Origin of the sequence: Halomonas binhaiensis (genome assembly GCF_008329985.2) — a bacterium.
In the GTDB taxonomy this organism is placed as follows: domain Bacteria; phylum Pseudomonadota; class Gammaproteobacteria; order Pseudomonadales; family Halomonadaceae; genus Halomonas; species Halomonas binhaiensis.
The window spans coordinates 880,697-897,825 of record NZ_CP038437.2 but is presented as its reverse complement, the minus strand read 5'-3'; the positions used below and the strand labels follow the sequence as shown (position 1 = coordinate 897,825).

Below are 17,129 nucleotides of genomic sequence, written 5' to 3'. Positions count from 1 at the left end.
GCCCTCCTCTCTCTGCTTACGGCTTCCTTACAGATCTCGCAAAAATCATCGTGGATAGTGGAGATATAGCTACGCGTCCTGGTGAATAATATTTACTATATTTTAAATAGCATACTTTCTCTGAGAAATTACAAAAACTTTATGCACGTAAAAAAATCCACTCAACAAGTATTGAATGTGCACAATAACAGTCTTTTTTTAATACTCTATTATGATAAGGCTGTATAGCAGAAAGGAGCAGAATGCCATTATATGGCACTATATTTATCCCTCTCCTCCGGACACCTGCAGCTGTATTCCCAGATACAGCTCCACCAGCCCGGTGAAGTGGTGAGGAGAAATTCCCGTGATGTCATGGATGCGGTTCAGGCGATAGCGCAGTGTATTGCGATGCACATGCAGCGCTTGAGCGCATTGGGTTAGGCTACCTTGGTGATGGTAAAGCGTATGCAAGGTCTTGAGTAGCTTTCCTGAAGTATCCTGCTTACATAATGCTTCGATGGCCGTCTTCAACTGAGCCCCCTGCCATTTGTCCGCCAAGGGGGCCAGTAACACTGGCAGGCGAAGATCATCGAACAGATACTTGTGGCATTCAGGGTTCTGCAACTTGCCGGTCTGCATCACTTGGCAGGCGCTCTGGAAGGAAAGCGGAAGCAGTGTCGGGTCGGGAAAGAATTGCCCCAGAGCCACCTTGACCTGGGCAATTCCCAGGTCTTCCAGGCGTTCCATCAGCACATCGATACGCTGGCTCTCACGTTCTCCCCAGGGTTGGCCACTTCTTGGTGTGCTGCAGGGTTTGAGCACCACCAACTGGCGGGTCGAGACCATGGCTACCAGGTTGTCGCGACTGGGAAACTCCAATAACTCGATCACCTGCTGCATGTCACTGAGGTTCGACATGGGATTCGCCTTGCCCAGTTCGATCAGAACCGCCACCCTCGGCTCATGGATGTTGATACCCAATCGCACCGCCCAGCTCTGGAGCTGTTCTTCACTCAATTCACGCTGAATCCAGGCCAGGATGAAACCTTCCTTGTGGCGCTTGTCCCACTGCACCCGGTCCATGAACGCGGCTTGCTCCACGAGCATTTCGGCAGCCATCTTGACCAGCGCGACATACTGGCGAATCCTGTCCGGGTCTCCCGTGACACCGAGCACTCCCACGGTTTCATCGTGGCATTTCAGCAGTGCATTGATGCCAGGTTTCACCCCCTGCAGTGTCTTCTGGTCGTCAACCGTGATTACCACTTGCTGCTGACGTTTTAGTGCCAGCACCGCGCCGTCATGCAGTTGCCCCAGGCGAGACCGGTCGCCACTGGCAATGATGACGCCACGGGTATCCATCACATTGATGTTGGCATCAAGGATGCCTTGGGTCTTGTCGATGATCTGCTGGGCGAGTTCCGCATCCAGAAGCATAGGATTCACCATCGGCACAGAAGCGGCACGATCACAGTTTATCGAGATACCCAAGCCCCAGATTGCTCATCTGACGCCGAATCCAGTTGGCATGCCCGGCAGTAGTCGGACCAGGGCTGGAGGCACTGCGCTCAAGGGGGTTGGGGAGCACCGCCGCGAGGCGCGCGGCCTGATCGGCACTGAGCTGGTCAGCATCGACCCCGAAATAATGCCGGCTGGCGGCCTGAAGGCCAAAGACCCCGCGATCGAATTCGACAATATTGAGATAGACTTCGAGAATACGTTCTTTTGGCCACAGCAGTTCAATCAGCGTGGTGAACCAGGCCTCGAAGCCCTTGCGAACCCAATCCCGGCCAGTCCACAGGAACAGGTTCTTGGCCGTCTGCTGACTGATGGTACTGGCACCACGCAGGGAACCGCCATTCATCCCCTTCTTGATAGCCCTGCGTAATTCCACCAGGTCAAAACCATGGTGTTGGGGAAAACGCTGATCTTCCGCGGCAATCACCGCCAATTTGGCGTAATCGGACAGCTCATCCCAGGGGCGCCAGCTCTGCTGGATGTCCAGTGGTTCGCCCGAGAACCAGGAAGACACTTCGCGCTCGAGCATGACCATGGAACCGAACACCGGCACTACGCGAAAGACCAGCACCAGCAACACCGACCCCAGCACAAAAGCCAGCAGCCCGCGTAGCGCAATTCTCGAGACAGGACGCCACCAATCACTCATTCTTCGGTCCGACACAGCGAAATTTCGACCCAGTATATAGGCAAGTGCAATATGAATGCCTATGGGAACACTGCTTAAATGTCTGCGCTACTCAATCACTACGTTACGCGGTGTTGGTACGCCAGCCCGGCGGATGGCCGCCCCGACGAAATCCTCACCTATACCTCAAAGCCAGCGCATGCGTCGGAAAACCACCAGCAAGGTGACGATCAAGGTCCCCATGACACCCAGCAGCACGAAGTATCCCCAGCGGTAATGAAGTTCCGGCATGTAGTCGAAGTTCATCCCGTACAGGCCTGCCAGAAAGCCAAGAGGCACGAAGATTGCGGTCAATAATGTGAGCAACCGCATGGTGTTGTTGAGCTCGTGTGAGCTCAGAGATAGATAACCATCGACCAGGTCGCCAGCCTGCTCATAATACATGGTGCACAGGCTCAGCAGACGTTCGTACTTCTCGTAGGTATCGGTGAGTACGTGTTTGTAGCGGCCCTTGCGGCCATGGAAGAACACTGCCTGTTCTTCGCGCAGCGCCTCGAATATCCGGCAGTGATAGTTGAAATCCCGACGCATCTTGCGCAGACGCGTGCGATACAGAGTCAACTCACGCATGGTAGCGTCGCTGGGTTTTTCCTGCAGCTGGTCTTCCAGCGCCTCCATGCTGGGTTCGAATTCCGCCAGCAGGTCGATATAGCGCCGTGCCACCGAGGTCGACATCCCCAGCGCCAGCATGATACCGCTCTGCTTCAGGACTTCTGCCAGGCGCGGCGACTCGGACCAGCCTTCCAGACTCACCGATCTCTTGTCATGCCGGGTGACAAGAAAACGCTCACCGGCAAACATGGCCAGCTGCAGACTACCGAAGTCCAATCCTCGGCTCTCTGCATCCAGCCCCTTCAACAGTATGAACAGGTGGTCATCGAACACTTCCAGCTTGGGAGGATGACTCTGCCTCCTGGCATCGGTCATCACCAGGTGGTGCAGGCCGAAAACCGCAGCGATACGATTCTCATCGTCTTCCGAGAGGCGGTACATATCCACCCAGATATGACTATTGCTCGAGGCCTTCCACTCCTCGAGCAATTCGAAGCCGCCACGAACCTCGCTACCATCCTCGCGCAACAGGAATACATTCACCGCACTTCTCCCTCATCGCGATCAACCAAATGGCGATCAACGCTGAAAGACTACCGTGCGATTGCCGTTGAGGAACACCCTGCGCTGGACATGAAGGGCGACAGCCCTGGCCAGGGTCAAGCATTCGATATCGCGTCCACGGGCCACCAAGTCCTCTGCCGTGTCCGCATGACTCACCGCTTCCACCCCCTGGGTGATGATTGGACCTTCATCCAGATCGTCGTTGATATAGTGGGCCGTGGCACCCACCAACTTGACGCCCTTCTCGAAGGCTTGATGATAAGGCCGGGCTCCCTTGAAGCCAGGCAACAGGGAATGGTGGATGTTGATGGCTTTCCCAGACAGGCGCTCGCACATGTCGCTCGACAGCACCTGCATGTAACGCGCCAGGATGACCAGTTCCGCACCACACCCCTCGATAATGCTCCACACCGCTTGCTCCTGCTCCGGCTTGGTGTCGGCAGTGATCGGCAGGTGGTGATAATCGAGACCATGCCACTCGGCCAAGGATGCCAGGTCCGGGTGGTTGGAAATCACCGCCTTGATAGTGATCGGCAACTGCCCAGTGCGGTAACGATATAGCAGGTCGTTGAGACAGTGATCGGCCTTCGACACCATGATCACCACCGGCACCAGACGCTCCGGGGGTGTCAGTTCGAATGTCATGTCGAAGCCGGATGCCCGATGGGTAAAGGCGGCCTCGAAGGCCGCCGCGTCAAACTCTCCCCCCTGATCAACATCCAGGGGGCGAAACTCAGTGCGAATGAAAAAGCGCTCGGACGCACTATCATCGAAAGACTGTTGCTCGGTGATGTAGCAGCCCTGTTCACGCAGAAAACGGGTTACCACATCCACGGTACCCAAGCGACTGGGACACTGGGCTGTCAGGATCCAGGTCCCTTCTCTCGTTGCCCGGATCTCTTTCACTGCACTGGTCAGCGACATGGCTCTGCTCTCCGCTCAACTGTTTCGATCAGCTATTTCGATCAACACCAATCTCGAATTCTTCTCCGGCATCCAGCAGCCAGCGATACAGATAATCGGCAAAGCTGCGCCTGATCACCAGTTCCCAGCGGCTGTCATCCGGACGTCGCAGGATAGCGCTGGACTTGGCCATCACCACAGTCACGCCTTTGCCCGGCGGGAAGTTGCGGGGATGCACATCGTAAGCCACAGACTTCATCAGCAACTCGCGCATGGCCAGGTCTTCGCCGTGCAGCTCGACCAGTGTCTGGCCGGCGCTGACATCGCTGATCGCCACGGAAGCGCCGCCCAGCACCTGACGCAGTTCAGTCTCGACCCGACAAGCCTGGCCGAACGGCACAATCAGTAGCCACTCATCCGGTGACAGCCATTGCAGGCTGCTGACGCCACCATTGAAGATCACCAGTTGTTGCGGGCGTGACGGTAGCCCCACTCCCAATACCTGGCGAACAGCTTCATCGAGAACGATGGCACCACCACGCAGGATCAAATGGTCCCGGTCCGCCAGCTCGCGCAGGACTACACGGCTGTTGGGTCGCGGAGCCGGAGCCCCGCTGTTGAAGAAAGACCAGGCTAGAGGGGACTCCTGGGCGATGTCGGCACCTGGGCAGGCATCGTAAGTATTGGCACGATCAGTATGGTTCACAGACTCAGACATTCTGGCGCTCTCCCTTGGGATCGAGAAAGATCGGGCTGACGATTTCGGCTTCGTGGACCTTGCCATCGGCCATGGGCAGGTAGACGGTCTGCCCCATGCGCTCGTGACCACCCTTGACCAGTGCCAGGGCAAATCCGGAATCCAGCGTTGGGCTGTAATAGCTGGAGGTCACATGCCCCATCATGGGCATGGGGATCGCATGGCCAGGATCGAAGACGATCTGGGCCCCTTCCTCCAGTACCACAGCGCTGTCTTTCGGCTTCAGGCCGACCATCTGCTTGCGGTCCTTGCGTGCCGTATCGGGACGCGTCAGCGCTCGCTTGCCAATCCAGGAGAACGGCTTGTCGTAGCCGACCGCCCACTGCATGCCCAGATCCTCCGGAGTCACCGAGCCATCGGTATCCTGGCCGGCGATGATGAAGCCCTTCTCGGCACGCAGCACGTGCATGGTTTCGGTACCGTATGGCGTCAGGTCGTATTTCTCACCGTGGGCGAACAGCGCCTTCCACACGTGCATGGCAGCACGTGCCTGAACGTTGATCTCGTAGGCCAGCTCACCGGTGAAGGAAATACGGAACACGCGTGCCGGTACGCCAGCGACCTTGCCTTCACGCCAGTCCATGAAGCGGAAGGCTTCACGATCAAGGTCGATGTCCGACAGTTCGGCCAGCAGATCCCGCGCCTTGGGCCCGGTGATGGTCATGGTGGCCCAATGGTCTGTCACCGAAGAGAAAGTCACATCCAGCTCCGGCCACTCGGTCTGGTGCCATAGCTCCAGCCATTCCAGCACAGCAGCAGCGCCGCCGGTGGAAGTGGTCATCAGGAAGTGGTCTTCCGCCAGGCAACTGGTGGTACCGTCATCCATCACCATGCCATCGTCTTTACACATCAGACCATAGCGAACCTTGCCAACCGGCAGCTTGGCCCACTTGTTGGTGTAGACACGGCCAAGGAATTCCCGTGTGTCGGGACCCTGGATATCGATCTTGCCCAGTGTGGACGCATCGAGGATACCGATGCCTTCACGTACCGCACGACACTCACGGGCCACAGCTTCATGCATGGTCTCGCGCTTGCCATTGACCGTTCTGGGGAAGTACCAGGGACGCTTCCACTGGCCCACTTCCTCGAACTCGGCACCATGTTCCACATGCCATTGATGCAGGGCGGTATAGCGCTCTGGATCGAACAGCTCGCGGCAATGGCGTCCGACGATGGCACCGAAGGTCACCGGCGTGTAGTTGGGACGGAATACCGTAGTACCCACTTCAGGAATCGAGCGTTTCAGGCAACGTGCGGCAATCGCCATGCCGTTGATATTGCCGAGCTTGCCCTGGTCAGTACCGAAGCCCATGGCCGTGTAACGCTTGACGTGCTCGATGGACTCGAAGCCCTCACGGGTGGCCAGCTCGATGGCCGCTGCAGTGACATCGTTCTGCAGATCGACGAACTGCTTCGGTGCGCGCAATGTCGGCTTGTCATGAGGCACCTGGAACAGCGCCATGGCCTTGCCTTCACTGCGTGCCTTGACGCTGGGGAGCATCACCGATACTGCCTCGAAGCCTGTCTCCTGGGCAGCCTGGCTGCCCACATTGGCACCATCTTCCAGCACCGCGGCCAGTTCGTAGACACCATGGGCGCCGCCGGCCACCAGCATGCCCTTCGGCAAGGTGGGAATGAAGCCGAGGAGTTCGTCGTTCCACTGCGGACGCGAACCCGTATGCGATGCCAGGTGAATAACCGGGCTGAAGCCACCGGAACTGGCCACCGTGTCACAGGCAAACTCTTGGACAGCGCCGCTGATGCGGAAGCCGGCGACATCGATAGGCGCAATGCGCACACCCTTGACGCGATTGGCGCCCTGGGCCTCGATCACTGCCGCACCTTCGATGATCGTGACACCTTGCGCACGAACCGCTTCGACCAGCTCACCCTTGGGTGCCTGGCGGGAATCCGCGATGGCCACCACTTCGCGCCCGGCCTCGAGCCAGTCCAGCGCAGCCTGATAGCCATCATCGTTGGACGTGGACAACACCAGCTGATTGCCCGGCACGACACCGTAACGGCGAATATAGGTGGAAACAGCAGACGCCAGCATGTTGCCCGGAATGTCGTTTCCAGCATAAACCAGCGGCCGCTCGTGGGCGCCGGAAGCCAGAATCACCCGGCCGGCACGCACCCGGTACATGCGCGAGCGCACCTGGCGCTTGCCTGCCACGCTTGGTGCCGTATGTCCCAGATGCTCCGTACGACGCTCGTGCAAGGTGACGAAGTTGTGGTCGTGATAGCCATTGGCCGTCGTCCGCGGCAACAGCGTGACATCGGGGTTATCTGCCAACTCTTCCAGCACATCCGCTGCCCACTTGTCCGCCGGGCGCTCGTCCAGCGTCTGACGGCTGGACAGCAGTGAGCCGCCCATTTCTTCCTGCTCATCGCACAGGATGACCCTGGCGCCAGAGCGAGAAGCGGTCAGTGCAGCGGCAAGCCCGGCAGGACCAGCACCGATCACCAGCACGTCGCAGTGCTGATGCATGTGGTCGTAGATATCCGGATCCGACTCGCTGGGACTGCGTCCCAGACCAGCGCTCTTGCGGATATAGCGCTCGTAGGTCATCCACATGGATGCCGGCGCCATGAAGGTCTTGTAGTAGAAGCCAGGAGGCATCATCTTGCCGCCAAGCTTGCCGATCATGCCCATCAGGTCACGCTGGACGTTGGGCCAGCCATTGGTGGAGCGCGCGCTCAGGCCCTGGAACAAGGCCTGCTGGGTAGCACGCACGTTGGGCACCTGCTCGGCAGCGGACTCACCCAACTGGACGACGGCGTTGGGCTCTTCAGCCCCCGCCGCCACGATGCCCCGGGCGCGTGAGTACTTGAAGCTGCGATTGACGACATCGACACCATTGGCCAGCAGTGCCGACGCCAGGGTATCACCGGCATAGCCTTGGTAAGTCTGACCATTGAAGGTGAAGGTCAGGCGCTGGGAGCGGTCAATCCGTCCTCCCTGGTTCAGGCGGTTAGGCTGTCTCATGCGCGAGCCTCCTGTACTGATGCTGTCTGTGAGTCGAGGTCCGCACTGGCAGCCCCATCCCGAGATTCGCCATTCGGGCATTCAGCGGTGAAACGCGGCTGCTCCCCCATCTTGTAGGTCTCGAGAATCTCGTAGCTCTGGGTGTTGCGCGTGATGTTGAAGAACTTGCGACAACCGACGGCATGTACCCACAGTTCGTGGTGGATGCCACGGGGGTTGTCACGGAAGAACAGGTAATCCCCCCACTCCTCGTCACTGCAGGATTCCGGGTCGAGCGGGCGCTGGATATGTGCCTGGCCCTTGGCATGGAATTCTTCTTCCTCACGCCATTCTTCGCAGTAGGGGCAGTAGATGTGAAACATGGTGACTCTCCTCTGCGAACTTAGTGCGCAACGCCGGCAGCGCCATGCTCATCGATGAGCGCGCCAGAGTGGAAACGATCGATCGAGAACGGCGCAGCCAATGGATGCATCTCGCCCTTGGCCAGGCTGGCAGCGAAGGCATGTCCGGAACCCGGTGTCGCCTTGAAGCCGCCCGTTCCCCAACCACAGTTGAAGTAGAGCCCTTTGACGTTGGTCTTGGACAGGATCGGACAAGCATCCGGACAAGTGTCGACGATGCCGCCCCACTGACGGTTCATGCGCACCCGAGAGAAGATCGGGAACATCTCGACGATGGCTTGCAGGGTATGCTCGACCGTCGTGTAGCTGCCGCGCTGACCATAGCCGTTGTAGCCGTCGATACCGGCGCCGATGACCAGGTCACCCTTGTCGGACTGGCTGATGTAGCCGTGCACATGGTTGGACATGACCACGGTATCGAGCACCGGCTTGAGCGGCTCCGATACCAGCGCCTGCAGCGGGTGGGATTCCAGCGGCAACTTGATGCCTGCCATCTTCGCCATTACCCCGGAATTACCGGCGGTCACACAGCCCACGGTCTTCGCTTCGATATCACCACGATTGGTGTGCACACCGTAGATGCGACCATCGCGAATCTTGAAGCCCGTCACCTCGGTCTGCTGCAGAATATCGACGCCATGCGCATCCGCTCCACGTGCAAAGCCCCAGGCCACGGCATCGTGGCGCGCGACGCCACCGCGTGGCTGCCAGGAAGCACCAAGCACCGGATAGCGGGCATTCTTGGAGCAGTCGAGAATCGGCACGATCTCCTGGACACCCTTGGCATCGAGCACCTCGCCATCGACACCGTTGAGGCGGTTGGCATTGACCCGGCGCTGGATATCACGCATGTCCTGCAGGGTGTGGCCCAGATTGAGCACACCACGCTGGGAGAACATGACGTTGTAGTTGAGGTCCTGGGACAGCCCTTCCCACAACTTCATGGAATGCTCATATAGCGCGGCGGCCTCATCCCACAGATAGTTCGAACGCACGATGGTGGTGTTACGTGCTGTGTTGCCGCCACCCAGCCAGCCTTTCTCGATCACTGCGACATTCTTGACACCAAATTCCTTGGCCAGATAGTAGGCTGTCGCCAGACCGTGACCACCGCCACCGACGATGATCACGTCATAGGCTTTCTTTGGCGTCGGGTTGCGCCATTGGCGCTCCCAGTTTTCATGATGACTCAAGGCATGCTTGGCCAGGGCGAACCCGGAATAGCGCTGCATGTTGTTACCCCCTAAGGTTTGTCTCAAAAGTCGGCGAGCGATAGCCAGATAAGGCAAAAATTGGTGATAAGGCGCAGTTTACGAAGGGGTAAATGAGCACTTTGAGCCAATTTTTAACGCCATATAGCTGAGCGCAGACACTTTTCAGACAGAGCTTATCCTTCGTTGCCCGGCCGCTATATCGACCGGGCATGTCTTGTCGCTGTAACTGCGTCTGCCGTCAGGCTGAAGCCACTTCACTCTGTTGTTGCGCTACCGCTGACGGATAAACCGGATAGCGGGTACACAGTGTGTCGACCTGGCCGCGCACCTGGCTTTCGATCTCGCTGCTGTCGTTCCCGGCAGCCAGTTCATCGAGGATGTCGCAGATCCAGCCGGCCAGGGTTTCGCAGTCTTCCACGTCGAAACCACGTGTGGTCACAGCCGGGGTACCAATGCGCAGGCCAGAGGTCACGAAAGGACTCTGCGGATCGCCCGGTACTGCGTTCTTGTTGACCGTGATGTGGGCACGTCCCAGCGCCGCATCGGCATCCTTGCCGGTAACCCCCTGGCGAATCAGCGATACCAGGAACAGGTGGTCGCGGGTTCCTCCAGAGACGACGTCATAGCCACGTTCCATGAACACTTCTGCCATGCGCTGGGCATTGGCAATGACACGTTCCTGATAGCGCACGAAGTCCTGGCTCATGGCTTCACGGAAGGCCACGGCCTTGGCCGCGATCACATGCATCAGCGGGCCACCCTGCTGCCCGGGGAATACGGCACCGTTGAGCTTCTTGTACAGCGCCTCATCACCGCTGGCAGACAGAATCAGGCCGCCACGAGGACCACGCAGTGTCTTGTGGGTGGTAGTGGTCACCACATGAGCATGGGGCAGCGGGCTGGGATACAGGCCTGCCGCAACCAGACCGGCAACGTGGGCCATGTCCACCAGCAACCAGGCACCGATGCTGTCGGCAATGGTGCGGAAACGACGCCAGTCGACAATCTGGGAATAGGCGGAGAAGCCGGCCACAATCAGCTTGGGGCGATGCTCCTGGGCCAGTCGCTCGACTTCGGCATAGTCGATCTCCCCGGTGGCCTCATCGATACCGTACTGAACTGCGTTGTAGTGCTTGCCAGAGAAGTTCGGCGCAGCGCCATGTGTCAGGTGACCACCATGGGCCAGACTCATGCCGAGCACGGTGTCGCCCGGAGACACCAGCGCCATGAAGGCAGCGGCGTTGGCCTGAGCGCCGGAATGCGGCTGAACGTTGGCATAGTCGGCAGAGAACAGCGCACATGCACGTTCGATGGCCAGGCTCTCGACCACGTCCACATGCTCACAGCCACCGTAGTAGCGCTTGCCCGGGTAGCCTTCTGCATACTTGTTGGTCAACTGGGAGCCCTGGGCCTGCATGACGGCCTGGCTGGTATAGTTTTCCGAGGCAATGAGTTCGACGTGGGCCTCCTGGCGGGCCTCTTCATCGGCAACGGCTGCAGCCACTTGAGGATCGAACTGGGAGAGAAGAGATAGCGCCATGGGAGGGTCTCCGTAAACAAGTCGGCCGCACAGGCCCATATTGTCAATTGTCAGTTATCTGTTGTCGGTTGCAGGAGGCATTCCATATGCCAATGAAACAGTCGCTCCGAATCATGGCTCCACGTTAGGCAAACTGCGTCACGGGTGCATTCTAGAAACGACTTCGGCATCACCACTTGAGACATCCCCAAGCTGATTGCCCGGCGTTCTGGCACTGTTTGCAACCATGCCCGCCATTCAACCGCCTGGCGGCCTGTCCGGCTTGAACAAATGCGACACTTTTATTGGACAATTGCAGAATCCTCGACACTTCTGGAGGAAGTCATCGGGAAAGCGCATGAGAAGATGCAGAGAAAGCCCGGCAGCGAATGCAAAGACTGCAAGAGCGAAACAGGAGTGCCTGTCAGCAAGCGGAAGAGAAAGAGCAACAACGCCGCCAGGAAGATCGAGAGCGTCACCAGGAAAGGCGCGTCAGGTGATGGACCCTACGTACAGGAAGTAAGGATCAACGAGACGGTCCTGCACCAGTTCGGGATCCCGGCGCAGTTGGGACGGCGACGCACCGAAACTGGCACGGACATGTCGAGAAAAATGCGCGGTATCGGCAAAGCCGCAGGCTTCTCCGATTTCCGTGATGCTGCGTTCGGTGTAGTGCAGTAGCCACAAGCCATAGCGTAGCCGCAGGTCACGCTGAAACCTTTGCGGACCAACCCCCAGCGTGGCGCGAAAACGCCGCTCCAGTGCGCGCCGCGAAGATCCGACTCGACTGGCCAATTGGTCGACGCTGAGCGGCTCGCCCAATTGCTGTTCCAGCACCCGAATGGCCCGGCGAACCAAGCGGTCGGAGATGCGATCGAACACCACCGGTTGAGGCTGCCCATGTTCTCCGGCGCGATGCCCGTCATACAGCATGATGGCCAGGCTCTTGCGCGCCCAGGCACGTCCCAGGTGACGCTCGACGAGATAGGCCGCCAGGTCGGCCGCCGCCGAGCCTCCGGCACAGGTCAGACGGTCGCCATCATCCAGGTAGAGACGATCAGCCACCGGCTCGATATCGCGAAAGCGGCTGGCGAGATCGCCATGGTGATACCAGCTGATGCAGCAGCGTCGTCCCTGCATGACACCCGCCTGAATCAATGACAGCACCCCTGTACACACACCAACCAATGTCACCCCTTTCGACGCCGCCATGCGTAGATAGTCAATGGCGGCACGGTCGGCAACACCCGGGTCATGCAGCACGCCTCCGATCACGACCAGATAGTCGAATTCGCCAGGATCCACGAAGGGTTCGCAGGGCGTGATTTCCGCCCCGCAGCTGGAGAGTGCCGCATTGCCGTCATGGGTCATGAAGCGCCAGCGACAATGCAACTGACGGCTACGATCCCCCTCATCTGCCGCCAGCCGCAGGCAATCGACAAAAGCGGCAAAGGGCAGCAGAGTGAAACGCGGTAACAGCACAAAGCCCACCGACAGAGCAGGTGCACTCGATGACTGCGCCGTATCAGCAATGGGAGCTTGCACCATGGAACAGGGGCCGGATGGAGAACCGGTCACCAGCATAGCGTATCTCCCTGAAAGCGACGAGCGACGAGCGACGAGCGACGAGCGACGAGCGACGAGCGACGAGCGACGAGCGACGAGCGACGAGCGACGAGCGACGAGCGACGAGCGACGAGCGACGAGCGACGAGCGACGAGCGACGAGCGACGAGCGACGAGCGACGAGCGACGAGCGACGAGCGACGAGCGACGAGCGACGAGCGACGAGCGACGAGCGACGAGCGACGAGCGACGAGCGACGAGCGACGAGCGACGAGCGACGAGCGACGAGCGACGAGCGACGAGCGACGAGCAGCATTACTCCCCTAGGATCCTGCCTTCACAACTCGAAGCTCGAAGTCCACTGTCTGATCAGAAATCGACTTCGACATCCCCGACAGGTCGGCTGCAGCACGACAGGATGTAACCTTCTTCGATGTCTTCCTCGGTGATGCCACCGTTGTGATCCATCTCGACATTGCCCGAAGTCAGCGACACGCGGCAGGTACCACAGATTCCCATACCGCAGGCCTTGGGAATATGCAGGCCCAGCTTGGCCGCAGCGGCGTGCACCGTTTCGCCCGGTTGAATCTGAACGCTCTTGCCGGCACCGGTGAACTCCACACGGATCAGCTCGGAAGCATCGATTTCCTCGGCCTCTGCTTCGGCTTGCTCGGCCAGTTCGAGGGCTTCTTCCTGAACATCGCTGGGCGTGGCACCGAAGGACTCTTCGTGGTAACGATCCATGTCGAAGCCACGCTCGCGCAGGATTCTCTTGATCGCCTCCATGTAGGGTGTCGGGCCACAGCAGAAGATTTCACGGTCCATGAAATCCGGTACCATCATTTCCAGCATGGCATCGGAGAGATAGCCGCGGAAACCGGCCCAAGCCTGATTCAGCTCCTTGTCTCTCTCGCAGATGATATGCAGACGGAAATCGTCGATACGCGAGAAGATATGCTCTAGCTCGCGGTGATAGATGATGTCCCGCGGAGTACGCGCACTATGGACAAATTCCAGGTCCACGGCCGCATTAGTGTCGAAGAACCAGCGCGTCATCGACATCAGTGGCGTGACACCCACACCACCGGAAAGCATCAGGATCTTGTCTGCCGGAAAATCGATGGCGTTGAAGTTGCCGACCGGACCATGCACCGCCAGCTCATCGCCGACACTGAGATTATCATGCAGCCAGTTGGACACCTTGCCGCCGGGCACTCGCTTGACTGTGATGGAAAAGCTGTAGGGAATCGAAGGTGAGCTGGAAATCGTGTAGGAGCGCATGACCTGCTCGCCATTGATATCCAGCTCCAGGGTCACGAACTGACCAGGCTTGAAGAAGTACAGCACCGGCTGTTCGGCCATGAAGCAGAAGGTTCTGACATCCCAGGTTTCCTGAATCACCTTGACGCAGCGCACCAAGTGCCGGCCGTTGGTCCAGGTCTGAGTCGTCACCGGATTGGAAAAGTTCATGGACATGGTGGTATCGCTCGTTGATGATCATCAGGAGGGTGTTGTTTGCCGGCATTCTGCCCACCCTATCCATGCGACTACTTTCCTAATCGCGACATCTTCGTACCCAGGAACACCTCATAGGCCAGAAATTCGTTAATACAGGTCGCAATGGCATCATCCAGTGTCGTCGTTGGATATCTGCCACCTGGCACCCTGCCCCACACTCCACCCCATAAAAGGGTCCCATCATGAGGGCCCGTGGCCTGCACCATGATGAGGATGTGGAACGATGGATCTCTTAGCGAAACAGTCTCTGGACGATCCCCTGAACAGCGCTCGCAGCGCTACCCTGGAAATGTTGGCCCAGCACCCGCAAGGCTATTCATTGCCACAACCCTTCTACAATGACGAGCGTCTGTTCCAACTCGACATGCAGGAGATTTTCGAACGCGAGTGGCTGTTTGCCGGGATGAGCTGCGAAATTCCCGCCAAGGGCAACTACATCACTCTGAACATCGGCAACAACCCTGTGCTGATCGTGCGTGGTGACGGCGGTACCATTCACGCATTCCACAACGTCTGCCGCCATCGCGGTTCACGCCTGTGTCTCAGCGAAAAGGGTAAGGCCGCCAAGCTGGTCTGTCCTTATCACCAGTGGACTTACGAGCTTGATGGACGCCTGCTGTTTGCCGGTACTGACATGGGCGAAAATTTCGACCTGAGTGCCCATGGCCTGAAGCCCATCGCCCTGACCGAGGCAGGTGGCTTCCTGTTCATCAACCTGTCCGAGAATCCGTCACCCATCGACGATCTCAAGGAAACGCTCGAACACTATCTGGCACCCTATGAGATGGAAAATCTCAAGGTGGCTGTCAGTTCTTCGATCGAAGAAGACGCCAACTGGAAGCTGGTGATCGAGAACAACCGCGAGTGCTATCACTGTAACGGTGCTCACCCGGAGCTGCTCAATTCGTTGCAGGAATTCGACGATAGCGACGACCCTCGCGCCACCCCGGCGTATCGTGAACTGGTCAAGCGCAAGCAGGACGACTGGGATGCCATGCAGGTTCCTTGGCAGCTAACTCGTATCGGCAGGCGCAACCGCTTGACCCGTACCCCGCTGCTGGACGGCATCGTATCCATGACCATGGACGGCAAGCCGGCCTGCAAGAAGCTGATGGGTCGCCTGACCAGCCCAGACATGGGCTCGTTGCGCATTCTTCACCTGCCCAACTCCTGGAATCACTTCATGGGCGATCACGCCCTTGTGTTCCGGGTACTCCCCCTGGGCCCCCAGCGCACCATGGTCACCACCAAGTGGCTGGTGCACAAGGATGCCGTGGAAGGTGTCGACTACCATCCCGAAGAAATGCGCCGGGTATGGGATGCCACCAATGACCAGGATCGCCGCCTCGCCGAAGAGAACCAGCGTGGCATCAACTCCCTGGCCTACCAGCCTGGTCCCTACTCGCCCACCTACGAGTTCGGCGTCATCGATTTCATCGACTGGTACCGGGAAACCCTGAGCGCCAACCTGGCCAAGACACCGACATTGCGTTTGGCCGAAGCGTAATACGGTGAAGAGCCCCCTCCTGATCACGACTGCACCAATCATTCTATGGCATAGTTAAGTGACAGGAGAGGGGCTTCGCTGATTTACACCATGCCCTAGTCTGGTTTATACCCACCGTCGTTAAGTCTCCAGTAGTGAGTCACCAGCCCTCCAACGATGATGTTATGGACGAACACTCCTGTCCAAAAGGAATTATAAGACTCGAATTGGTTAACGATCATCCAGTAAATAAAGAAAGCCACACCAAACAGAGCCATATCATCAGGCATTGCACCGGACTTCCAGGCTCGCCATGTCGCCAGCCCAACCCAGGCCGCCAGCGCTCCGATAGCCAGTATGCCTAGCAGGCCATAGGCCACCCAGATCTCGATAAAGTAATTATGCAGATGTCCAAAATTCTGTTTTACAGAGATTGGAATCCAGTCAGTATGTTGAATAACCAGACTACGCCCTTCTTCGCCCCAACCGACGATCGGACGCTCAAGAATCCACTGCCAAGCTGCAACCCACGAGTGAATCCGAATCCCTATGCTGCTATACGGTATATTCTGAATGTCCCCTTCAACTAGCAGAGCAATGACTTGAGACTCTTTGGTTATCCGAGCGATCAATAAATCATGGAATATCCAGATGCATGCAAGCCCAGTCATGGCAACAAGTACTATACATACGGCGAGTCTAAACAATGCCCTGCGTTGAGAGTGCCGTTTAGCGGTAAAACAAAACCATATTCCCGTAGCCAGTAACAGCGCCAGAATCAGCGCAAGCCATACTGCTCGTGTCTGCCCTATCAGAACCCCTGCTGTACCAAATGCTACCAGCAATATCCATAACAGACAGCGCAATATACGCCATGGCCCAGGGCTCAAAAATCTTAAAGCAAAAACAAGGGAGCCTAGTAGCAAGACACCAAACAGCATCGCACCATGCTGTCCATTGCGAACACCAAAGCCAGCCCTGTGCCCCTGAAACCCCGCAAGCCATTCGTGCCATCCACCGCCATGTATAAATGTTGAGGCAATATATCCAAGTGCAGCCAGCAACCACAGCCATAACGTCAACCTTGTGCTGCCCCCCAAGCACCAGGCCACACCAATGAAGATGAAAAGCTTGGCAAGACGGTCGATCTGTGGGTTTTTCGTCACCCAATCAGGGTGATGAATATACCCCAACCACCATGACAGACATTGAACAGCGATCACCAGCAGCAGCAGCCATAACGCCTCTGATCGCCGTCCCCCTTTACCATAAACGAGTACTGCCCCCAATCCCAAAAGGGCTGTGACCGATTCCGCCGTGCCCCCCACAGGTGGAGCAAGGAATTGCCCCCCTCCGTATAGAAAAAGTGCGAATATACCTATCCACTGCAAGTAACATGGCGTACGAGAGAAAGGCGGATATAAATATTTATTTATCATATCAACAATCTAACATTATTATCCAAGATAT

General features: G+C 57.9%; 13 protein-coding genes. 1 reads left to right on the top strand and 12 read right to left on the bottom strand.

Annotated features, from left to right (window positions below):
* Nucleotides 1–264: 264 nt before the first annotated feature.
* The 11 genes from E4T21_RS03910 to E4T21_RS03860 form a co-directional block, all read right to left on the bottom strand.
* A complete protein-coding gene (locus tag E4T21_RS03910) occupies nucleotides 265–1,419 on the bottom strand; it encodes a sugar diacid recognition domain-containing protein (RefSeq protein ID WP_149283696.1) in 1,155 nt (384 codons plus the stop codon).
* 31 nt (nucleotides 1,420–1,450) lie between these two features.
* Nucleotides 1,451–2,149 carry a monofunctional biosynthetic peptidoglycan transglycosylase gene (gene mtgA, locus E4T21_RS03905; protein ID WP_149283694.1) on the bottom strand — a complete coding sequence of 233 codons (699 nt, stop codon included), beginning with the start codon at nucleotides 2,147–2,149 and terminating at the stop codon, nucleotides 1,451–1,453.
* A gap of 165 nt (nucleotides 2,150–2,314) precedes the next feature.
* On the bottom strand, nucleotides 2,315–3,283 hold the full coding sequence (locus tag E4T21_RS03900) for a magnesium transporter CorA family protein (protein WP_149283692.1): 969 nt from the start codon (nucleotides 3,281–3,283) through the stop codon (nucleotides 2,315–2,317).
* A 36-nt stretch (nucleotides 3,284–3,319) separates the two neighbouring features.
* On the bottom strand, nucleotides 3,320–4,228 hold the full coding sequence (gene purU, locus E4T21_RS03895) for a formyltetrahydrofolate deformylase (protein WP_149283690.1): 909 nt from the start codon (nucleotides 4,226–4,228) through the stop codon (nucleotides 3,320–3,322).
* A 28-nt stretch (nucleotides 4,229–4,256) separates the two neighbouring features.
* Complete coding sequence (locus E4T21_RS03890) at nucleotides 4,257–4,925, bottom strand: sarcosine oxidase subunit gamma (protein ID WP_149283687.1); 669 nt, start codon at nucleotides 4,923–4,925, stop codon at nucleotides 4,257–4,259.
* Nucleotides 4,918–7,956: a sarcosine oxidase subunit alpha family protein gene (locus E4T21_RS03885; protein WP_149283685.1), complete on the bottom strand. Its 3,039-nt coding sequence runs from the start codon at nucleotides 7,954–7,956 to the stop codon at nucleotides 4,918–4,920. Before E4T21_RS03885 ends, E4T21_RS03890 begins: the two co-directional genes overlap by 8 nt.
* Nucleotides 7,953–8,318 (bottom strand): sarcosine oxidase subunit delta, encoded by a 366-nt coding sequence (locus E4T21_RS03880; RefSeq protein ID WP_149283683.1) that lies wholly within the window; start codon nucleotides 8,316–8,318, stop codon nucleotides 7,953–7,955. Before E4T21_RS03880 ends, E4T21_RS03885 begins: the two co-directional genes overlap by 4 nt.
* Before the next feature lie 20 nt (nucleotides 8,319–8,338).
* Complete coding sequence (locus E4T21_RS03875; RefSeq protein WP_149283681.1) at nucleotides 8,339–9,589, bottom strand: sarcosine oxidase subunit beta family protein; 1,251 nt, start codon at nucleotides 9,587–9,589, stop codon at nucleotides 8,339–8,341.
* Nucleotides 9,590–9,809: 220 nt separating this feature from the next.
* Entirely contained in the window at nucleotides 9,810–11,111 is a 1,302-nt protein-coding gene (gene glyA, locus E4T21_RS03870; protein ID WP_149283679.1) for a serine hydroxymethyltransferase, read from the bottom strand.
* Between the two features lie 471 nt (nucleotides 11,112–11,582).
* Nucleotides 11,583–12,971: a GlxA family transcriptional regulator gene (locus E4T21_RS03865; protein WP_240349278.1), complete on the bottom strand. Its 1,389-nt coding sequence runs from the start codon at nucleotides 12,969–12,971 to the stop codon at nucleotides 11,583–11,585.
* Nucleotides 12,972–13,024: 53 nt separating this feature from the next.
* The gene (locus E4T21_RS03860) at nucleotides 13,025–14,131 is read right to left on the bottom strand and encodes an FAD-binding oxidoreductase (protein WP_149283677.1); all 1,107 of its coding nucleotides are present in this window, start codon (nucleotides 14,129–14,131) and stop codon (nucleotides 13,025–13,027) included.
* A 265-nt stretch (nucleotides 14,132–14,396) separates the two neighbouring features.
* On the opposite strand from E4T21_RS03860, the gene E4T21_RS03855 reads away from it, so the two are divergent.
* Nucleotides 14,397–15,680 (top strand): aromatic ring-hydroxylating oxygenase subunit alpha, encoded by a 1,284-nt coding sequence (locus E4T21_RS03855; RefSeq protein WP_149283675.1) that lies wholly within the window; start codon nucleotides 14,397–14,399, stop codon nucleotides 15,678–15,680.
* A gap of 95 nt (nucleotides 15,681–15,775) precedes the next feature.
* On the opposite strand, the gene E4T21_RS03850 is transcribed toward E4T21_RS03855, so the two are convergent.
* Nucleotides 15,776–17,098 carry an O-antigen ligase family protein gene (locus E4T21_RS03850; protein ID WP_149283673.1) on the bottom strand — a complete coding sequence of 441 codons (1,323 nt, stop codon included), beginning with the start codon at nucleotides 17,096–17,098 and terminating at the stop codon, nucleotides 15,776–15,778.
* Between the last annotated feature and the right edge of the window lie 31 nt (nucleotides 17,099–17,129).

What these genes read in the sequence shown, in the direction of transcription:
- E4T21_RS03910 (WP_149283696.1), bottom strand. Translation starts at nt 1,419, where the DNA reads ATGCTTCTGGATGCGGAACTCGCCCAGCAGATCATCGACAAGACCCAA.
- mtgA (WP_149283694.1), bottom strand. Translation starts at nt 2,149, where the DNA reads ATGAGTGATTGGTGGCGTCCTGTCTCGAGAATTGCGCTACGCGGGCTG.
- purU (WP_149283690.1), bottom strand. Translation starts at nt 4,228, where the DNA reads ATGTCGCTGACCAGTGCAGTGAAAGAGATCCGGGCAACGAGAGAAGGG.
- E4T21_RS03890 (WP_149283687.1), bottom strand. Translation starts at nt 4,925, where the DNA reads ATGTCTGAGTCTGTGAACCATACTGATCGTGCCAATACTTACGATGCC.
- E4T21_RS03885 (WP_149283685.1), bottom strand. Translation starts at nt 7,956, where the DNA reads ATGAGACAGCCTAACCGCCTGAACCAGGGAGGACGGATTGACCGCTCC.
- E4T21_RS03880 (WP_149283683.1), bottom strand. Translation starts at nt 8,318, where the DNA reads ATGTTTCACATCTACTGCCCCTACTGCGAAGAATGGCGTGAGGAAGAA.
- E4T21_RS03875 (WP_149283681.1), bottom strand. Translation starts at nt 9,589, where the DNA reads ATGCAGCGCTATTCCGGGTTCGCCCTGGCCAAGCATGCCTTGAGTCAT.
- glyA (WP_149283679.1), bottom strand. Translation starts at nt 11,111, where the DNA reads ATGGCGCTATCTCTTCTCTCCCAGTTCGATCCTCAAGTGGCTGCAGCC.
- E4T21_RS03865 (WP_240349278.1), bottom strand. Translation starts at nt 12,971, where the DNA reads ATGCTGCTCGTCGCTCGTCGCTCGTCGCTCGTCGCTCGTCGCTCGTCG.
- E4T21_RS03860 (WP_149283677.1), bottom strand. Translation starts at nt 14,131, where the DNA reads ATGTCCATGAACTTTTCCAATCCGGTGACGACTCAGACCTGGACCAAC.
- E4T21_RS03855 (WP_149283675.1), top strand. Translation starts at nt 14,397, where the DNA reads ATGGATCTCTTAGCGAAACAGTCTCTGGACGATCCCCTGAACAGCGCT.
- E4T21_RS03850 (WP_149283673.1), bottom strand. Translation starts at nt 17,098, where the DNA reads ATGATAAATAAATATTTATATCCGCCTTTCTCTCGTACGCCATGTTAC.